The sequence below is a fragment of the Flavobacterium omnivorum genome (assembly GCF_900099915.1).
GTDB classification, from domain to species: domain Bacteria; phylum Bacteroidota; class Bacteroidia; order Flavobacteriales; family Flavobacteriaceae; genus Flavobacterium; species Flavobacterium omnivorum.
Genome location: NZ_FNDB01000006.1, coordinates 45,914 through 61,972 on the forward strand (window position 1 = coordinate 45,914; position 16,059 = coordinate 61,972).

The following is a 16,059-nucleotide window of genomic DNA, read 5'->3' on the forward strand; positions in this document are numbered from 1 at the left end:
TTATAAGTCAATTTTCTTCACTTCACTCTTATCAACTTTCAATGCTGACATTACGGAATCAATATTGTTTTTATTAATCGTTTTAGCAAACCCATCCGGAATGATAACGATTCTAAAAGTTTGATTTTGTGTCCAACTGGACGGCAACGTATTCAAACTGAAATTAGCCGACAAAAAGATATTTACATTAAACCTTGAATAATCAAAGTTAAAATCTAGTGCTCCTCCATCATTAAAGTAATAAGTCTGAGGCATTAATTTCCAAATATCTTGACCATTTACCGTATCATATAAATGATATACTAAAACGGAATCCGAAGAATAAATAGGAGGATTAAATTCAACCAAGCTACTATAATTATTATTGGAATTAAACGAAGTAGTGACTTCAAACACTTCGGTTCTTGGCCCGCTATCCGTAGTATCATAAACTTCTGTAACTTCACAACTTTGTAGTGCCATCATCCCGATGAAAACTAAAAATAAGGTAATTTTTTTCATTCGATTTCGTTTTTAAAATTTAGATAAAAGACTCTATTCATGAATTGTGCCAAACTTTATTGTAAAGAATAATGTACTTTTGAAATATGGAAAAGAAACTGAAATTATACATGTTAATGCTAGGCTGTGTGCCAGAAGGACGGTTTACAGAACAGCATGATATTTTTTTTGGAATTGGCAATTCCTTAAAAGAATTGATTCCTTATATCAATCTTTTTTGGCCAGAAGCCAAAGGTAAAATTCATATTGATGTTTGGCGAGAAGTTTCTGTCGTTGATGACTTCGCTATTGAAATTGTTCTAAAAAATACTGAAGCACAAGTTCCCCCAGAACAATTATTTTTCATCAATTTAGGAGGTTATAAAGAAAATGATTTTGAAGAGTACCATTACAAAATGATTACAGTTGCTGCTAATTTAGCATTGGCCACAAAAAAATCAAAAAAAACCGCCTTTTTCAAACATTGCGGTTTCAAAGAAGCACCATCCCATATTGACGATAAATATGGAATTGATGTAGATGATATTTATAATGTAGCTGACATGTTACCAGCACAATTCAAGGCATTATATTCATTAAAAATCACAAAGTCTGCAATACAACTAGAGCAAAACCCACTGCATATAGGTTATTTGAAATTGAAAAAAATAAAAGAGTAAACAATAAAAAGGCCTTTCCTTATTATCTAGGAAAGGCCTTTTGAAATTTTTAAAGAATATAAATCTATTTCACCACTAGAGTATTATTTTTTAAGATTTTGCTAAAAAATAAAACATGGGAAGGCAACGCATTTTCCCAATATTCCCAAGTATGTGCTCCTGGACGTTCGGTATAATCGTGAGAAACTTTACTGTATACAAGTCTTCGGTGTAATTCTCTATTGGATTCAATCAAAAAATCATCTACTCCGCAATCTATAATTAATTCCAGCTTGTTACTTTTTATTTTATCCACCATATTCAAAACCGCATTAGCAGCATATACTTCCTGAGGCGCTCCTTCAATTCCAAAAACAGGCTCCATTAATTTAATTACTCGTTCCTTTGATTCTGGATTAATTATACTTCCCATATCTACCGCTCCACTCATACTTCCCGCGGCACAAAACAGTTCCGGGTGTTTTGTAGAAAGATACAATGCTCCGTGGCCTCCCATGGAAAGCCCAGTAATTACGCGCCCTTTTCTGTCATTTATGGTTCGATAGGTATTATCTACTTTTTCAATTACTTCTTTTGTGATATAGGTCTCAAACTGACTTCCTTTATTCACCGGACTATCTAAGTAAAAACTGAATGTTTCCCCTTCCGGCATTACAATTATGATATTATACTGATCAGCTAAATTGTGTAATAAATTTTTATCCGGAGTTTTAGACAACCAATCGTTAAAGTGACCATAAGCGCCGTGAAGTAGATAGAGAACGGGATAATTAACCTTACTTTTTGCATATGAACTTGGTAAAACTACCGCAGCTTTATACGTTTTATTCATAGCCATACTAGGAATTTGCAACGTATCGGCTTTCGCAGCATAAGAATCGGCAACATAGCCAAAAAGAAAAAATAAGAATACAATTTGAAGTTTTTTCATTGGAAATTTTTTTAGATGATTGAAAAGTAAATATAATACTTTAGAATAAATAAAATGAAGTCGTACTAATTACTGAACAAAAAAAGACCTCTCATCGCTGAAAGGTCTTTTAAAAATATTTAATGTAAACTCTTACAACCCAAAAGCGGGATAAGCGATTCACACACTTTTTGCGATGCAAAAAGTGGTTCTCTGTTTACATATTTCTTCTATAGTAATTTACCCTTATTTTGTTGCCTTAACAATGATTTTAGTCAACCATTAGTCAACGAGATTAATTTTTTCTTATAAAATTCTCAATTTTATTTATTTAAACAATTAGATAGACTATCTTTCGGAACGCTATTTTGTGATTTAATACAATGGGGTTTTAAAAATATACTCATCAGCTAATTGATTTACTTCTTGTTCTGTTTTTACTTTTGATGAAATGATCCAATTGACAATCTCTGATTTTTTGAAATACAGTCGTTTCCCAACTTTGAAGTGTGGAATTTTACGCTGAAGAATTAAACCATAAACGGTTGCTTTAGATAAACCGACAAAACTTGCTACTTGCTCTATATTCATAAAATCATCATCATTATTTGATGATGTATTGAGTTTTTCAATTGCTTTCTCAATGTTGTTTAATTTCTCTAAAATAATTTCAAAAAGATTTTCCATTTTTACCGTAAATTATCAAAACGCTTTTGTTGATCAAAATAATTTATTATCAATTTATCAGGTACCTATTATTATTCCTTTTTCTGATTAGTACAAAAAAGAACTCTGGAGTCAGGAGACTTCGTAGAGTAGGGTTATATATTTTTGATCAACCATATTTCCCTTATCATATATTGCGAAATATGTTTCAACTATTCCAACAATTATCATAAAATGAACATCAGAATTAAGTCTATTATTTTTTAATGTTTTATGAAAACTTTTTAAATCAGTATTTGAAGGTGTAGGCTTATCTTCAGGATGTGTGTGCCACTCTCCTAAATATATTTCAGTTCCATTAGATCTTTCAAACCTATAATTGATAAAATTTTGAGCGGTTTTGTGCGATCTAATAAAATTGTATCTAGACTGAATATCATCACTTGAAGGTACTGAACAGCTTATAATTTCAATTTCTTTATTTAAAATTCTCCCAGTAAGAATACCTCCCGATTCAGGTAACTCTTTTTTACTCTGAATATGCTTTTTAAATAAAGTAATAACTTCAGTCCTTATACTTATATCGCTATGTAAGCTTTTTATAATCATACAAATTAAATTCTTCACCATTAATAAAAACCATTACATTATAGTTTGAACTAATAATTACAGTTAAAATAACATCGTTTAATAGCGATCCATAGAAAGCTGTTCTATATCGACTCCCATTACTTTGTTTTGGTTTTTTTTCTTTAGAAATTGGCGTCGAAAAATAATACGATAAATCCGTTAAAATGCAGTCCTGATTCAATAGGTGAAAACCATCATGACATTGACACGATTCTTTACTAATTTCAACCAACTTTTGAGCTATTAATTCAGCATCAATAATTTGATTTTTCAATTCGCAAAATGGATTTAAACTTTCAATAGGTAGATTTTCTTTTTTAATATAAAATATCAATCCCAATCCTGTAAAATCTTCATACCTATCTTCGCAAATTTTATCAACTATATCAATTATTTTATAATTTATCATTGAATCTCCCAATTAGATTTTTTGACTTAAAAAACACCTTAATTTCCCCATTGTTTTTTCGCTCATTAAAGTAGTTTCCTTTTAGGCATTTCTTGTCAGGGTAATAACTTAAATAAGCTGTGCCTTTGTGATCGTTTAATTCTACTTGTAAATCAGACACGTTTTTATAATTGTAATAAAGTGTGTAAATATTATTTGTTTCTAAAACCAATTCTTCACAAATTGTTTCTGATGTTGAGCTTTCATTTTCACCTCTTCCAATATAGGTATGTATATGTACTTTTGAAGCATTTTGAATTATCTCCATTACACAAACCATTTTTCTTCGCTCACCATTGTCATCTAAATAGGACGAAATCATAGAGCCTTCATACCTACCATTTAAGTTAGGGATTTTGATAATTAAATTTGTAAATGAATATTTCCATAAATACACATTCATCCAATTCAATATTAAAAACATAATCCCTAAAACAGATAATAAAGGTAGATAAGATGATACTAGTTTTAAATTCGGATAATCTAATAGAGCATGATCAATTTTCAAATATATAATATTACTTGTAATTGCAAGTATTGCAATAAAAGCTACTACATTCCCAGACCGAAAATATTTAAAATTCATTTTCTATAATTTTGAAACTATCCGACAAATTATAGTTGTCAGATATATTAATATTCATTCGCTTAATAATTTCTAAATCTCCAATCCACGTTAGTACTTTAGAATCTTTCAATTCTTTTTTTATTAATAATTGATATAGAAAACTATTAATTGAACTCAAGAATAATGTCAAATTAGCCTCTGAATATGGTAAATAGCTCGTTTGACAAGAACCTTCTTTTAATAAAAAACTTTGACCCTCTTCTAATACATGATAGGGATAATTTTTAATTAGTTCTAAAGCCTTTTCTAAATCATCAGGTTGAATATAAATTAATTGACCACTTGCTAGATATGGTTCAACCCACATCATTATCACAGGTTTTTCTGAATTTACAGATATTAAATGTTGAAGTAAATATTTTTCAACTCTTGTTACACCTAATATAATGAATCTAACATCATACTTTTCAAGTATTAATTTATCATCATTAAGTGCTACGCATATATCTTTCTCATAGGTTAAAATCTCTGTAAAAGGATTTTTAGATAAAATAAATTGTTCAGAAATTTTAGTTTTAAATCTTGAAATAAAATTAAAGCCGAAATTGTTTCTAAACACATTTTCAACTTTCAATATATCGGGATCTATGAGATAATATTTAGAAATGGGATATTTAGTCAAAAAGTGTAATAGATTTGAACCTACACTACCTAACCCAATAATTGCAACTGATAAATTTCTATCAAGCTCAATTCCTGAGGTTCGAATATCTAACCTTCTTTGCGAAATATTTGAAAAGCTCAATCTTTCTACAACCTTTTTTTCAGATATGGAGGATTGTAAATATTGCCAATGTGTATGACTTCTATACCCTTTAACATTTTTATCTAATAGTGGATATAACCAACCATATAACTCGTCATATTTAGTTTTAAAAATAACAATAAAATCGCTTTGGGATAATTTATTAACCTTCCTTTTAAAATCCTCTTGATTTCTTATGTACTTTATGGACTCATTACAATTAATCCTTAAAGGGGGATGTACATTTTCATAGTCTGAAATGAACACTTCTATTTCTTTAAACTTGATATTCCTTATTTTAAGATAATTTTCTAATTGCTTAAAATCTTCTTCCAAGTTATAGACCAAATATTGAAATTGACCGAAGTTACTTAAAAATTTTACTGCTTTTATATTATCGAAATTAATAAAGTCAATTAAGCATAAACCAATTTCCTGTAATACTTTTTTTTCATCGTAATTAATATTCCAATATGCAGAAAATTCTCTTTCAAACTCTTCCTGGCAATAAGCTGCATCATCTTTATCTCGCAGTATTGCTTTAGCTTTACTAATTAGGTCAAGAGTAATTGTTGGTAAGTCTTTTTCTCTAAAAAAGTAATTTTCACTTTCATCTACAATGCAAATGCTAAAATCATCATTTACATGTGGTATGAATTTAATATCCTCGTAACATCGCTCATCAATAAATATTTTAGGTAAATAAACGGATGACGGTTCTTTTAAAGCAATATATAGTTGAATTGTCCTTAAACCTTCATTTAAGGACAGTTCTGTCTCTACAGAAATAACTTCATTGTATTTTTTTAATGATTTATTTCCTTCGATATTTTTTGTTAATAGTACTTGAGCATTTTCTGTTTTTTGAATTAACTCAATTATATTATCTATTATCATTTTGCAGATTTATTATCAAAACTTACTTGATCAGGAGTAGTAAAAACTCTAGCTGAAGAATTTGATTTTTCCTCTTTTATTGATAAACACGGAAAGCGATCACCTAAATGCTTTTGCCATTTAGAACATGCATCTTTTTTAGATTCCAATTCGATAGCTTGATCTCCTGAATTTATAAAAGAATCTAAAGCATTTAAAAAATTATTTTTTGTAGTTTCCGAAGAGTACTTATCTAAAAGATTTTCATTTTTATCAACTGTTGGTCTGTAACATTCATAATTAATAAATTCAAATCTTATATCGTCAATATTTGATTGTATTTTTTTTAAAGTTTCTAATAATGATAAATCATCACGATCATTTTCTACATAATAATTTGAAGCAAGAATTGTAAAAATCATTCCGCTTGGAAAAATTAATTTAGCATTATCATTTTGCTTTTTGTCTGACCAAGCCTTTAAATATCTAACAATTCGTTTCAATTGTGATTTCCCTTTAGATTGATCATCAAACCATTTTTTGAAAGCATAAGGATCACTTTGTATCCAACCCTTAGATAGATGAGCTATTTCAGGAACCTCGTCATCTAACGTATTTTCGTTATCTGATTTCTCTACCTTGTAATAAATAGGTAAGTCAACATGATAATCACTTTTGTAGATTACTCTTATACAGGTGTTTTTATCTAAAGATTCTGAACTTGTTCTATTTTTTACGGCATCATAAATCCAATTATGAGCTGTTTGAGGAGTAGGTCTATCTTCTTCTTTTCCGAAAATATACACGCCATCATCCACATCATATTCTTTGCTTAGAGGTTGAATCGTGGTATGCATCATAAATGAGCCTTGTCCTTTGAAACTAACGGTATGTTTTTCTCGTTTCTCCTCAAAGTATTTCTCTATATCAGTTCTAATTGAGTTTCTAGAGGTTCTCAAAGTTTCTTTTTTCTTTGATGATAATTTTATTATATCATCAAACTCTGTAAATGTAGAATGTAGATCAGCCATTTGTAATATATGTTTTAAGTGTCGTAAAATAGTATTCTATTTCTTTAGTTTTTTCAAAAACTAATGCTTGATCATCAGCTTTTATTTTCATCAATTGATAAGCTTCTTTGTTAGCTATATCAAGCTGTATTAAACTTTCTTGTTCTCGGGAAATATTAGCAGATGGAATTCTCATATAGTCAATTTTAATATCAGAAATCTCCTTTACTTTCGACATAAAAAAATCAGAAAAGTATGCCTGACCGTTCATGGAAGTTTCAAATAAATCAGCTCCCCAATCTCTAAATGATCTTTCATTTTTCAAACCGGTAGGTTTACCTCCAGTAGTACTCAAACTACTTAGTGAAAGAATACTGATTTTGTCATATTCTTTTCCTATACCAACAAAACAATTTAAAGCCTCCAATAGTCCTACTAAAGTTGGATTATTTGCCCAAACACCTCCGTCCACAAATTGTTCATTATTATAATATGGTAATTCTGCCATAGGAAAATACGTTGGTGCAGCAGATGTTGCTAAGGCTATATCTGCCATTTTTGCATTATTATCTCTAGATAAATCACCTTCTCTATGATCATATTTAAAAACTTTTGGTTTTGCTTCGGTAATTGAATAGCTTGGGATGCAAAGTAAATTATTAGAATCTCCAATTTTTTTTTCTCCAAAGATTTCCTCTAATGATTCTCTTAAACCTTGATTAGAATATTTTCCTCCAAAAGCTATTTGCTTCCAAAACCCTTTATTTATTTTTCCGAAAAAAGGTATGTTGATTTCTTTTTGCTGTGGAAATATAACTTCACCTTTTTCTTCATAAAATTTACAGATATTTTCAGCTGGCATTTTACATGATAAAGCTAGAGCTATCAAACCTCCAGTTGACGTTCCGCAAATCATATCGAAATGGTCCGAAGTTTTACAATTAAATTTTTTTTCAAATTTGTCAAGAATTCTAGCAGAGTAAAGCCCTTTAATACCTCCTCCATCTATTGACAAAATTTTAAAAGTTTTTCCTTTATCCATACAATACTTTATTAATTTTCTTTTTACATTACTTCTAATCTTTAAAATATCATTAAATAACAAATTGAAAATTTCATAAAGTAATTATTTCTAAAAAACCTTTTCCTCCCCATGCAACGCCTCTCTCAATACCTGTTGCAACAACATTTCATTACACCCTTGACTTTCCTTGATACTTTGCTCTAAACCATCACAAAACGCCATTAACTCTTCTAACTTGGCTACGATTTGCTCTTGCTCGTGAAGTGGTGGAAGGGGGACTTGAAAACCTTTGATATTATCTTGTGTTATATTAACTTGACTATCTGCCATTCCAGTCATTTTTTTCTCAATATTTTTTTTAATTAAAGGGCTGTTAAGAGCTATTGTAAAATATTTTGGTGACAATAATTTTTTTAAAAATTTAATTCTAATGGTTTTATCAGAAAGAATTAAATTTTTAGTTAGGTTTTCAACACAGCAAACAACTCCAACTCTATTTTTTGGTCCAGCTCTTGTAATTAAAATATCTCCTTCATAAATTTTATGCTGTTCATTTACGATGAAATTTTCAGGTAGTATTTTATTTTCGTTCTCTAAAAAAAACATTTCCTGTACGGCTGTTGTTTTGATTACACCCCATTGCTTTTCATTCGCAGGTTGATTTATACAATTTGGACTTTTACCAGAATCAGTATCATAAATTATTTCTCCCAATCTACACCAAGCCCAATGTTCTGGGATTTTAAAAGGGATTTCATCCACAGAAATAGGGGCTAATTCTTTTTCTTTTTTGAGTTTTTTATCGGAAATCAGTTGGGCTTTCGCTGCTTTTATTTTAGTTAGGAGTTGTTGTCCTGTTTCCTTGGTTTTGGTGCTTTTTACTAATTTGCCTTGCATGGCTTCACGCAAAAATGCCTGACGCAATTGTTTTATTAGGTCGAGTTGGTGGTTGAGTTCAGAAGATATCTCTTCACTATCAGTTTCTAATAAAGCATATTTTTCAACAAATTCAATTTGCTCGTCTAAACTTGGTAAAGGAATTTCAATTTTAGCAATTTCTTTAATTGGCAATGTTACATTTGCCATACCTTTCATTCTATCGACTAATTCTCGCTCCTTGTTGAGATTAAGAAAACGAAAAAGATATTCAGCATTCAAAATACTTTTATCTTTTGGAATTACAGCACAAAGTATAGAACCTAAAGCAAACTTTCCAGATTGAAAATGCAAACGTTTTATACTAGCGTGACCGTGACCAGTTCCTGAAACTAAAGGAATAATTACTGCTTCATCATCAAATTGATAATCGTTATGTGATTTTCTATCTTCTGCAGTAACTACTAAAGGATAATCTCCAGGAACTGCTTTTTGAATTCCTGTTTTGCCTTTTTCAATGGTACATAAATCACCTAATCTTACTTTTTTCCAGCTCATTATTTCACCGCTTTTTTTAATTGGTTCAACAACGCATTGCTTTTATCAAAAGAAGTATGCAACAAATCCATTAATTCCTCACTATCATATTCGTGGGTTTCTTCTTGTTTGGTTGGGTTTTTTATATCCAAATCATAGTTACGGTCTATGATGGTTTTTATATCCACTTTCCAGGCAATATCGCTTTCCTTGCGATCCGTCCACCAGATTTTAATTGGGTTGAATTCCTTGGCTTGTATGGGCTTGGTCATATTATATGATTTTTGCCCTTCTGGTAAGCGGTGTTCATAGTACCACACTTCTTTGGTAGGTGATCCTTTGGTAAAAAACATTAAATTGGTAGCAACGGTCGCATAAGGTTTAAAAACGGAGTTAGGCAAACGGATAATGGTATGTAGGTTGCAATCTTCCAACAGTTTTTGTCGTACCCTTTGTTTTACACCATCGCCAGTCAAGGAACCATCGGGCAACACAATTCCGGCACGACCGCCTTGTTTTAACAAGTGTATCATTAAAATAAGGAACAAATCGGCACTTTCTTTAGTTCTAAAGTTTTGAGGGAAGTTGTTTTCGTTATTGTTGGCTACAATACCTCCAAATGGTGGGTTGGCCAAAATAGCATTTACACGGTGCTTCTCAGTAAAGTTGCTCAACGGTTGGTCTAAGGCATCACCAAAACGAATGTTTGGCACTTCCATATCATGCAAAATCAGGTTGGTTGTTGCCAATAAATAGGGTAGTGGTTTGTATTCCCAACCTATGATGTTTTCGCCAATACTTTTACTTTCTTCTACGCTGTTGGCTTGTTTTTTCAGGTGCTCAATGGCACAAGTCAAGTAACCTCCCGTTCCACAAGCTGGATCCAGTATTTTTTCGCCCAATTGTGGGTTTATCATGTCGGTAATAAACGAAGTAATGGCTCGAGGGGTGTAGAATTCACCACTTTTACCCGCACTTTGCAATCCTTTCAAAATGCTTTCGTATAATTCGCCAAAAGCGTGACGGTCTTTGGCGATGTTAAAATCCATTTCGTTCAGCTTGTTCAACACCTTACGAATGTTGATACCGCTTTTCATGTAGTTGTTGTTCCCTTCAAAAACTTCACGTACAATCAACGCTCTTCGGTTGCCTGTGCTTACATCAATATTTCGCAAAGCAGGAAACAATTGTCGGTCAACAAATTCTAATAATTCATCACCAGTCATGCCTTCATCATCCCCAGCCCAATTGCCTTTGGCTTTTACCCAATGAAATAAATCAGGAATTGGTGAAGTATAATTGTCGTCCAGCAGTTCAAGTTCTTTGTCTTTATCAGAGAATATTTTCAGGAAAAGCATCCAACCAAGTTGTTCAATGCGTTGGGCATCACCGTTTAGTCCGGTGTCTTGCCACATGATGGTTTGTATGCTTTTTAGAATGGATGATATGTTGGACATTACTGTTTTATTATTTTAATTGTTGTTTAATTATTCTTTAATTGCTTGAAAATAAAGAGGTTTTTATTTTTAATTCTTGTTTTTAATTCTCATTTAATTTTTTTTTGCCAAAGAATATGTTTTTCCTTTTTTGATACCGTCAGATAATAAAATCCCTTCTTTTTCAAGTTTTAACAAACATTTTCTAATATCTTCAATAGGTAAGTCTGAAATTCTACTTTGGATGTCAGAACTTTTACTCTTAGGATAAAGTTTCAAATCTTCCTCAATTAATGCTTTCAAACGATGTGGTTCAATTACTTTAAGAGTAGGTTTTATATTTATTTTAGAATTAATTAAAAGCTTTGGATTTATTAAATATTCTGTTCCTTTTTTAATACCTCGTGTAATAATGATAGCTTGTTCAATCATTTTATTGACATAAGTCCTTAGCCTATCCTCATCTGTTAATTGTAATTCTTTAGTAAGTTGGGTAGCAAGAATTTTTTTATAGCGAGTAATAATTCCAAGAGCAATAAATTCTTTTTGAGATAATTGATAATTAGTAGCTATGAAATCTAAAAGTAAAACAGCCTCCTCGTCTAAAATTCTTGAATACTGTATTACTGACGTCGAGTTATAATCTGAAATAGGAATAGGAAATGCTTTGGCATCTCGACTGGTAATTTCATAAATTAAATTGTAGCCCGTCCCTTCACCTTCCATTAATTTCAAATCATGGAGAATTCTAATAATGTGAGGGTTTCTTCTATAAGTGGTGTGAAGAATGTTGTCTTTGGTAATTCCTAGCGGTAATCCACCAGGATTTGTTATTTCTAAGCGGTCTTGATATACTCTTATAAAAATATCGCCCGAAATGGTGTAGCTTTTGTGTGCTATTGCATTGATGAGTAATTCTCGAATTAATCGGGCATCATAATGCCTGATTTTATTCCGAAATAATCCCAAAGGAAATTCGTCGTAGTAAGTTAACTCGATTGCTTCTTTCTCAATTTCTAATAGTAATTCTTTAGGATTTTTAGAATAATCCTGCCAATCTTCCTTTCTTACCTTTTTTTCTAATTCATCATAAACAATGTATTGCACCGTTAAAGGATACACTAACCGGCTTCTTTGTGCCGCTGTTCCCAACCATAAAACACCTAAATTGGTTAACTTTCCTTTATCAATAAGATTGTAATGTTCAATTATTTCAATATCCGATAATTCTTTGATATTTTGTTTTACCCTGTCTGATTTTCTGATTTCATCTGCAAACCATTGTATATTCATTTCAGGAATTTCTGCATAAGAAAGGTTTCTAATTTGAAGTTCCCATTGAAAAGCATCTTTCTCACTTGCTAGACGAACTATGTCTTCGCTTCTTGCAGGTTGGCATTGGTCTCCAATTCGAATATAAATTTTCCCATCAGCGGTAGTAGCAACTGACTTTAAAGTAGGGTAAACCGTAATGCTAAAAAATTGACTTCCATTAGCATGGGTTTCAATTTCACCAAGCTGAAATCCAACATTGAAACACAAAGATTTTAAGCGAGTAACTGTTTCATTTGCAGTTTTAACATTGATGCTTTGATTTAATGGTGGTTGCTTGTCTTTGTCTTCAATACCAATAATAATTTTGCCGCCATGTACGTTCGCAAAAGCAACACTAGTTACTGCGAGGTCTCTTAATCCGTCGGATTTAATTTTCCCTACCGTATCTAATACTTTTTTTAAGCTTTTATAATCAATGCTTATTCCCTCTTCCATCAAAATTAACCAATTAGTTATAATTCATTTTCTAATTATTTTGTATTTCTTCTTAATGCACTTTTTATTTTTCCTGAATTTTCTTCATCAAAATGATTCATAACTTCAAAAGCGTCCGATTCTTCTGCTACCCATTTTCCGTTTTTAAATTTAAAAGAATAAGTGAATGGTTCGTGAAAATTTGGAGCATTATTATTAATAACAATTTCCAGAAGGTCTTTTGCTTTAAACGTTAGCGGAACATCAAAAGCATCGGGTTCATTTAAACGATTTAATAGAGTGTTTTGGTTTTCTTCAAAACTTGAATCCAACATGCTTGTTGGCATCATTGGTTCTCCCATACAAAATACATCTTTATCTTTAGAATATCGATATAGAACCCAATAATGTTTTAGCTTTTCAACTGAACCATTAGTACAAGTACAGAATTTGATTTTATCTGATATAATACACATTACGCTTTTCGGTACAATTCAATTTCTAATTCCTTTACTGCTTCAAAGTATTTTGCTTTGCTTCCAAATATTCCATTTACAATTTCATAAGCGGAACCATAGATATCAAATGGTTTTACTCTTAAAACATCAATGTTTTCAATATTTTCCACACCTTCATCGGCATATTTATCTAACAAAGTTTCCAAGACTTTTTTTGCTTGTTCTCCATATTTCGTGAAGTAGTTGCGTTTTTTAACGTTATTGGCACGTTCCTTTCTAGTTAATGGCGGTTGGTCGTAGGCTACATGGCAAATTAAATCAAATAAATCGACTTGTTTATCCACTGCATCATATAATGCTTCGACCATAATTCCTTGTTCCTCCAATTCTTTAATGATTGCTTCTTTTTTGTCAGCTTGGTTCCATGTCGACAGGAAATCATCTAAGGAAGCATATTTTCCATTGATTATTTCTTTGGTATGGTCTTTTAGACTGATGGTGATTGGTTTTCCGTTGGAATCAAAAAACAATTCTCTACTCACTAGTACAGATACATTCACCCCATTGATATATTGTTTGGGTCTTGCTTTATATTCGGAATCTGGTTCGTTTAACGGATTTCGTATTTCTGGTTTAACAATAATAATTTCAACTCCAGTTACTTCATCTATTATTGGAGTTTCGTCCTCAATCTCTTCATCCTCAATTCCTGTTAAGTCAATATCCTGAGTGATGGGTTTTACTCGTAATGGGTCTCCATCAAAAGCAGGGTCAGCAAAATTGTCAGTAGCATTTCTAAAATCTAAAATAGTAAAATAAAGTTTATCGAATTCTTCATTTATTCGGGTCCCACGACCTACAATTTGCTTGAATTTAGTCATCGAATTAATGTTGGCATCTAATACGATTACTTTGCAGGTTTGGGCATCGACACCAGTTGTCATTAACTCAGAAGTGGTAGCAATAACAGGGTATTTTTCTTCAGGATTAATAAAGTTATCTAGTTCCCGTTTTCCTTCATCATTGTCACCCGTTATTTGCATCACATATTTGTAATTCACGGCAACCAAATCGGCATTATGCCTCGAAATGGCATTTCTCATTCTTTCTGCGTGATCAATGTCTACGCAAAAAATAATAGTTTTTGCGAAGCGGTCTAAACCTTTTAAATATTCTGTTACTTTTTGAGCAATAATATCGGTACGTTCATCAATAACCAGTTTCCTGTCAAAATCTTTTCGGTTGTAGATACGGTCCTCAATTTCAACTCCATCTTTGTCTGTTTTCCCCTGTTGTGGTCGATACCCTTCGGAATCAATATTCAAAGCTACGCGAATCACTTTATACGGAGCTAAAAAGCCATCATCAATACCTTGTTTTAAAGAATAAGTATAAACAGGTTCTCCAAAATATTCTGTATTACTTGTTTCCTTCGTTTCTCTAGGAGTAGCGGTCAAGCCAATATGTGTTGCGTTCTTGAAATAAGTCAGGATTTCTCTCCAAGCACTTTCTTCATTGGCACTACCACGGTGGCACTCATCAATAACAATCAAGTCAAAAAAGTCAGGTGAAAATTGTTTATATGCATTGGCCTCTTCATCTGAGCCAGTTAAACCTTGATATAGAGCCAAGTAAATTTCATAACTCTTGTCAATCATTCGGTGTTTAACTACCGTCATTTTATCTTTAAAATGTTTGAAATCACCTCTTTTAGTTTGGTCAATCAAAGCATTTCTGTCAGCAAGGAAAAGGATTCGCTTTTTGGCTCCACTTTTCCAAAGTCTATGAATAATTTGAAAAGCAGTATACGTTTTTCCGGTACCCGTTGCCATTACCAAAATGATTCTGTTTTGTCCATTTGCAATAGCTTCAACGGTTCTATTTACGGCAATTTGTTGGTAGTATCTCGGTTTACGTCCTGAACCATCTGAGAAATATTTTTGTAAAGCTATTTTCTCTCCATTTGGAGTCACGATACCTTTGTATTGTTTGTATCTATCCCATAAAGCTTCGGGAGAAGGAAATTCATCGATCTGTAATTCCGTTTCAATTGTAGCGTCAGTAGCGGTTCTGTCATGAAATAGAAAACCATCTCCATTACTACTAAATACACAAGGAATATCTAAAGTAATTGCATAACCAAGAGCTTGTTGAATTCCAGCTCTAACAGAATGGTTATTGTCTTTTGCTTCAATTACTGCAATTGGATTATCCTGATAATACAGAATATAATCGGCTCGTTTACGTTCGCCTCTTGCCGTTAACTTACCTCTTACATAGATTTTACCATCTGTAAAGAAAACTTCTTCTAATATCTGTTTGTGTAAATCCCAACCTGCTTTCTGAAGAGCAGGAGTTATGAATTTAGTACAGATATCTCTTTCAGATAATTTTTTTTTACTCATTAGGTTTTATTTATTGTAAGACGTAATTGTCGCTAAGGTATTAAAAAATAAATCTTATAAAATGAGGAAAACCGTAAAGCGATTACTTATTTTGTATTTATCACATACCGTTCAACTGATTCGAAATTCATCTGTGTAAATAAACGATGTTTTGTAGAATTTTACCATACCCACTTTTGGTGATATTGCTAAAAAAACATGCATTACTTCCTAATGGATATTTAGACACGTTAACGTACACGTTCACGTGTACGTTAACGTACTTTTACGGATTCACGATGTAGTATTCTTACATATAACAATGATTTGACCATGTAAACCGAAAACCGTTAACGGGGATTTTTTTTCCGTTAACGTGATCCTAATTACCAACTGATATTATACCATTGAGTTTATAAGCATATATATTATCTGAATTAACAATTTGCTTTTTTTGCATATTGTTTTTTTCATACTATTTCATCGTCTAAATATATGGAAATAAAGCATTGATTTCTTTTA

General features: G+C 31.6%; 15 protein-coding genes. 1 reads left to right on the top strand and 14 read right to left on the bottom strand.

From position 1 onward, the window contains the following. Entirely contained in the window at positions 1 to 501 is a 501-nt protein-coding gene (locus tag BLS90_RS08215) for a hypothetical protein (RefSeq protein ID WP_091257184.1), read from the bottom strand. Positions 502 to 587: 86 nt separating this feature from the next. Here BLS90_RS08215 and BLS90_RS08220 point away from each other — a divergent pair, with 86 nt between their 5' ends. After that, the gene (locus tag BLS90_RS08220) at positions 588 to 1,160 is read left to right on the top strand and encodes a DUF1543 domain-containing protein (protein WP_091257185.1); all 573 of its coding nucleotides are present in this window, start codon (positions 588 to 590) and stop codon (positions 1,158 to 1,160) included. A 64-nt stretch (positions 1,161 to 1,224) separates the two neighbouring features. Here the strand turns inward: BLS90_RS08220 and BLS90_RS08225 are convergent, their stop codons facing one another. The 13 genes from BLS90_RS08225 to hsdR all read right to left on the bottom strand — a co-directional run bounded on the left by BLS90_RS08225 (position 1,225) and on the right by hsdR (position 15,558). Beyond that, positions 1,225 to 2,091 (bottom strand): alpha/beta hydrolase, encoded by an 867-nt coding sequence (locus tag BLS90_RS08225; RefSeq protein ID WP_091257186.1) that lies wholly within the window; start codon positions 2,089 to 2,091, stop codon positions 1,225 to 1,227. A 354-nt stretch (positions 2,092 to 2,445) separates the two neighbouring features. Continuing rightward, a complete protein-coding gene (locus BLS90_RS08230; RefSeq protein ID WP_091257187.1) occupies positions 2,446 to 2,757 on the bottom strand; it encodes a helix-turn-helix domain-containing protein in 312 nt (103 codons plus the stop codon). A 111-nt stretch (positions 2,758 to 2,868) separates the two neighbouring features. Continuing rightward, on the bottom strand, positions 2,869 to 3,345 hold the full coding sequence (locus BLS90_RS08235; protein ID WP_175455449.1) for a Mov34/MPN/PAD-1 family protein: 477 nt from the start codon (positions 3,343 to 3,345) through the stop codon (positions 2,869 to 2,871). Next, complete coding sequence (locus BLS90_RS08240; protein ID WP_091257189.1) at positions 3,323 to 3,775, bottom strand: diadenylate cyclase; 453 nt, start codon at positions 3,773 to 3,775, stop codon at positions 3,323 to 3,325. Before BLS90_RS08240 ends, BLS90_RS08235 begins: the two co-directional genes overlap by 23 nt. Further along, entirely contained in the window at positions 3,762 to 4,400 is a 639-nt protein-coding gene (locus BLS90_RS08245; protein ID WP_091257190.1) for a Cap15 family cyclic dinucleotide receptor domain-containing protein, read from the bottom strand. Before BLS90_RS08245 ends, BLS90_RS08240 begins: the two co-directional genes overlap by 14 nt. Then, positions 4,390 to 6,084, bottom strand: a complete 1,695-nt coding sequence (locus tag BLS90_RS08250; RefSeq protein WP_091257191.1) for an E2/UBC family protein — start codon at positions 6,082 to 6,084, stop codon at positions 4,390 to 4,392. The genes BLS90_RS08245 and BLS90_RS08250 overlap by 11 nt, the downstream gene beginning before the upstream one ends. Next, positions 6,081 to 7,094, bottom strand: a complete 1,014-nt coding sequence (locus BLS90_RS08255) for a CBASS cGAMP synthase (protein ID WP_091257192.1) — start codon at positions 7,092 to 7,094, stop codon at positions 6,081 to 6,083. Before BLS90_RS08255 ends, BLS90_RS08250 begins: the two co-directional genes overlap by 4 nt. Continuing rightward, complete coding sequence (locus tag BLS90_RS08260) at positions 7,087 to 8,115, bottom strand: CBASS cGAMP-activated phospholipase (RefSeq protein ID WP_091257193.1); 1,029 nt, start codon at positions 8,113 to 8,115, stop codon at positions 7,087 to 7,089. Before BLS90_RS08260 ends, BLS90_RS08255 begins: the two co-directional genes overlap by 8 nt. A gap of 90 nt (positions 8,116 to 8,205) precedes the next feature. Next, positions 8,206 to 9,531 carry a restriction endonuclease subunit S gene (locus tag BLS90_RS08265; RefSeq protein WP_091257194.1) on the bottom strand — a complete coding sequence of 442 codons (1,326 nt, stop codon included), beginning with the start codon at positions 9,529 to 9,531 and terminating at the stop codon, positions 8,206 to 8,208. Further along, positions 9,531 to 10,967 (bottom strand): class I SAM-dependent DNA methyltransferase, encoded by a 1,437-nt coding sequence (locus BLS90_RS08270; RefSeq protein WP_091257195.1) that lies wholly within the window; start codon positions 10,965 to 10,967, stop codon positions 9,531 to 9,533. The genes BLS90_RS08265 and BLS90_RS08270 overlap by 1 nt, the downstream gene beginning before the upstream one ends. Before the next feature lie 93 nt (positions 10,968 to 11,060). Next, positions 11,061 to 12,716, bottom strand: coding sequence for an ATP-binding protein (locus tag BLS90_RS08275; protein WP_091257196.1), 1,656 nt, complete (start codon positions 12,714 to 12,716; stop codon positions 11,061 to 11,063). Between the two features lie 35 nt (positions 12,717 to 12,751). Next, on the bottom strand, positions 12,752 to 13,171 hold the full coding sequence (locus BLS90_RS08280; protein ID WP_139171398.1) for a hypothetical protein: 420 nt from the start codon (positions 13,169 to 13,171) through the stop codon (positions 12,752 to 12,754). Continuing rightward, positions 13,171 to 15,558, bottom strand: a complete 2,388-nt coding sequence (gene hsdR / locus BLS90_RS08285) for an EcoAI/FtnUII family type I restriction enzme subunit R (protein WP_091257198.1) — start codon at positions 15,556 to 15,558, stop codon at positions 13,171 to 13,173. Before hsdR ends, BLS90_RS08280 begins: the two co-directional genes overlap by 1 nt. Positions 15,559 to 16,059: the final 501 nt, after the last annotated feature.

Bases quoted from the DNA above. Each gene is read 5' to 3' on its own strand.
- BLS90_RS08215 (WP_091257184.1), bottom strand. From the start codon at position 501: ATGAAAAAAATTACCTTATTTTTAGTTTTCATCGGGATGATGGCACTA.
- BLS90_RS08220 (WP_091257185.1), top strand. From the start codon at position 588: ATGGAAAAGAAACTGAAATTATACATGTTAATGCTAGGCTGTGTGCCA.
- BLS90_RS08225 (WP_091257186.1), bottom strand. From the start codon at position 2,091: ATGAAAAAACTTCAAATTGTATTCTTATTTTTTCTTTTTGGCTATGTT.
- BLS90_RS08230 (WP_091257187.1), bottom strand. From the start codon at position 2,757: ATGGAAAATCTTTTTGAAATTATTTTAGAGAAATTAAACAACATTGAG.
- BLS90_RS08235 (WP_175455449.1), bottom strand. From the start codon at position 3,345: ATGATTATAAAAAGCTTACATAGCGATATAAGTATAAGGACTGAAGTT.
- BLS90_RS08240 (WP_091257189.1), bottom strand. From the start codon at position 3,775: ATGATAAATTATAAAATAATTGATATAGTTGATAAAATTTGCGAAGAT.
- BLS90_RS08245 (WP_091257190.1), bottom strand. From the start codon at position 4,400: ATGAATTTTAAATATTTTCGGTCTGGGAATGTAGTAGCTTTTATTGCA.
- BLS90_RS08250 (WP_091257191.1), bottom strand. From the start codon at position 6,084: ATGATAATAGATAATATAATTGAGTTAATTCAAAAAACAGAAAATGCT.
- BLS90_RS08255 (WP_091257192.1), bottom strand. From the start codon at position 7,094: ATGGCTGATCTACATTCTACATTTACAGAGTTTGATGATATAATAAAA.
- BLS90_RS08260 (WP_091257193.1), bottom strand. From the start codon at position 8,115: ATGGATAAAGGAAAAACTTTTAAAATTTTGTCAATAGATGGAGGAGGT.
- BLS90_RS08265 (WP_091257194.1), bottom strand. From the start codon at position 9,531: ATGAGCTGGAAAAAAGTAAGATTAGGTGATTTATGTACCATTGAAAAA.
- BLS90_RS08270 (WP_091257195.1), bottom strand. From the start codon at position 10,967: ATGTCCAACATATCATCCATTCTAAAAAGCATACAAACCATCATGTGG.
- BLS90_RS08275 (WP_091257196.1), bottom strand. From the start codon at position 12,716: ATGGAAGAGGGAATAAGCATTGATTATAAAAGCTTAAAAAAAGTATTA.
- BLS90_RS08280 (WP_139171398.1), bottom strand. From the start codon at position 13,171: ATGTGTATTATATCAGATAAAATCAAATTCTGTACTTGTACTAATGGT.
- hsdR (WP_091257198.1), bottom strand. From the start codon at position 15,558: ATGAGTAAAAAAAAATTATCTGAAAGAGATATCTGTACTAAATTCATA.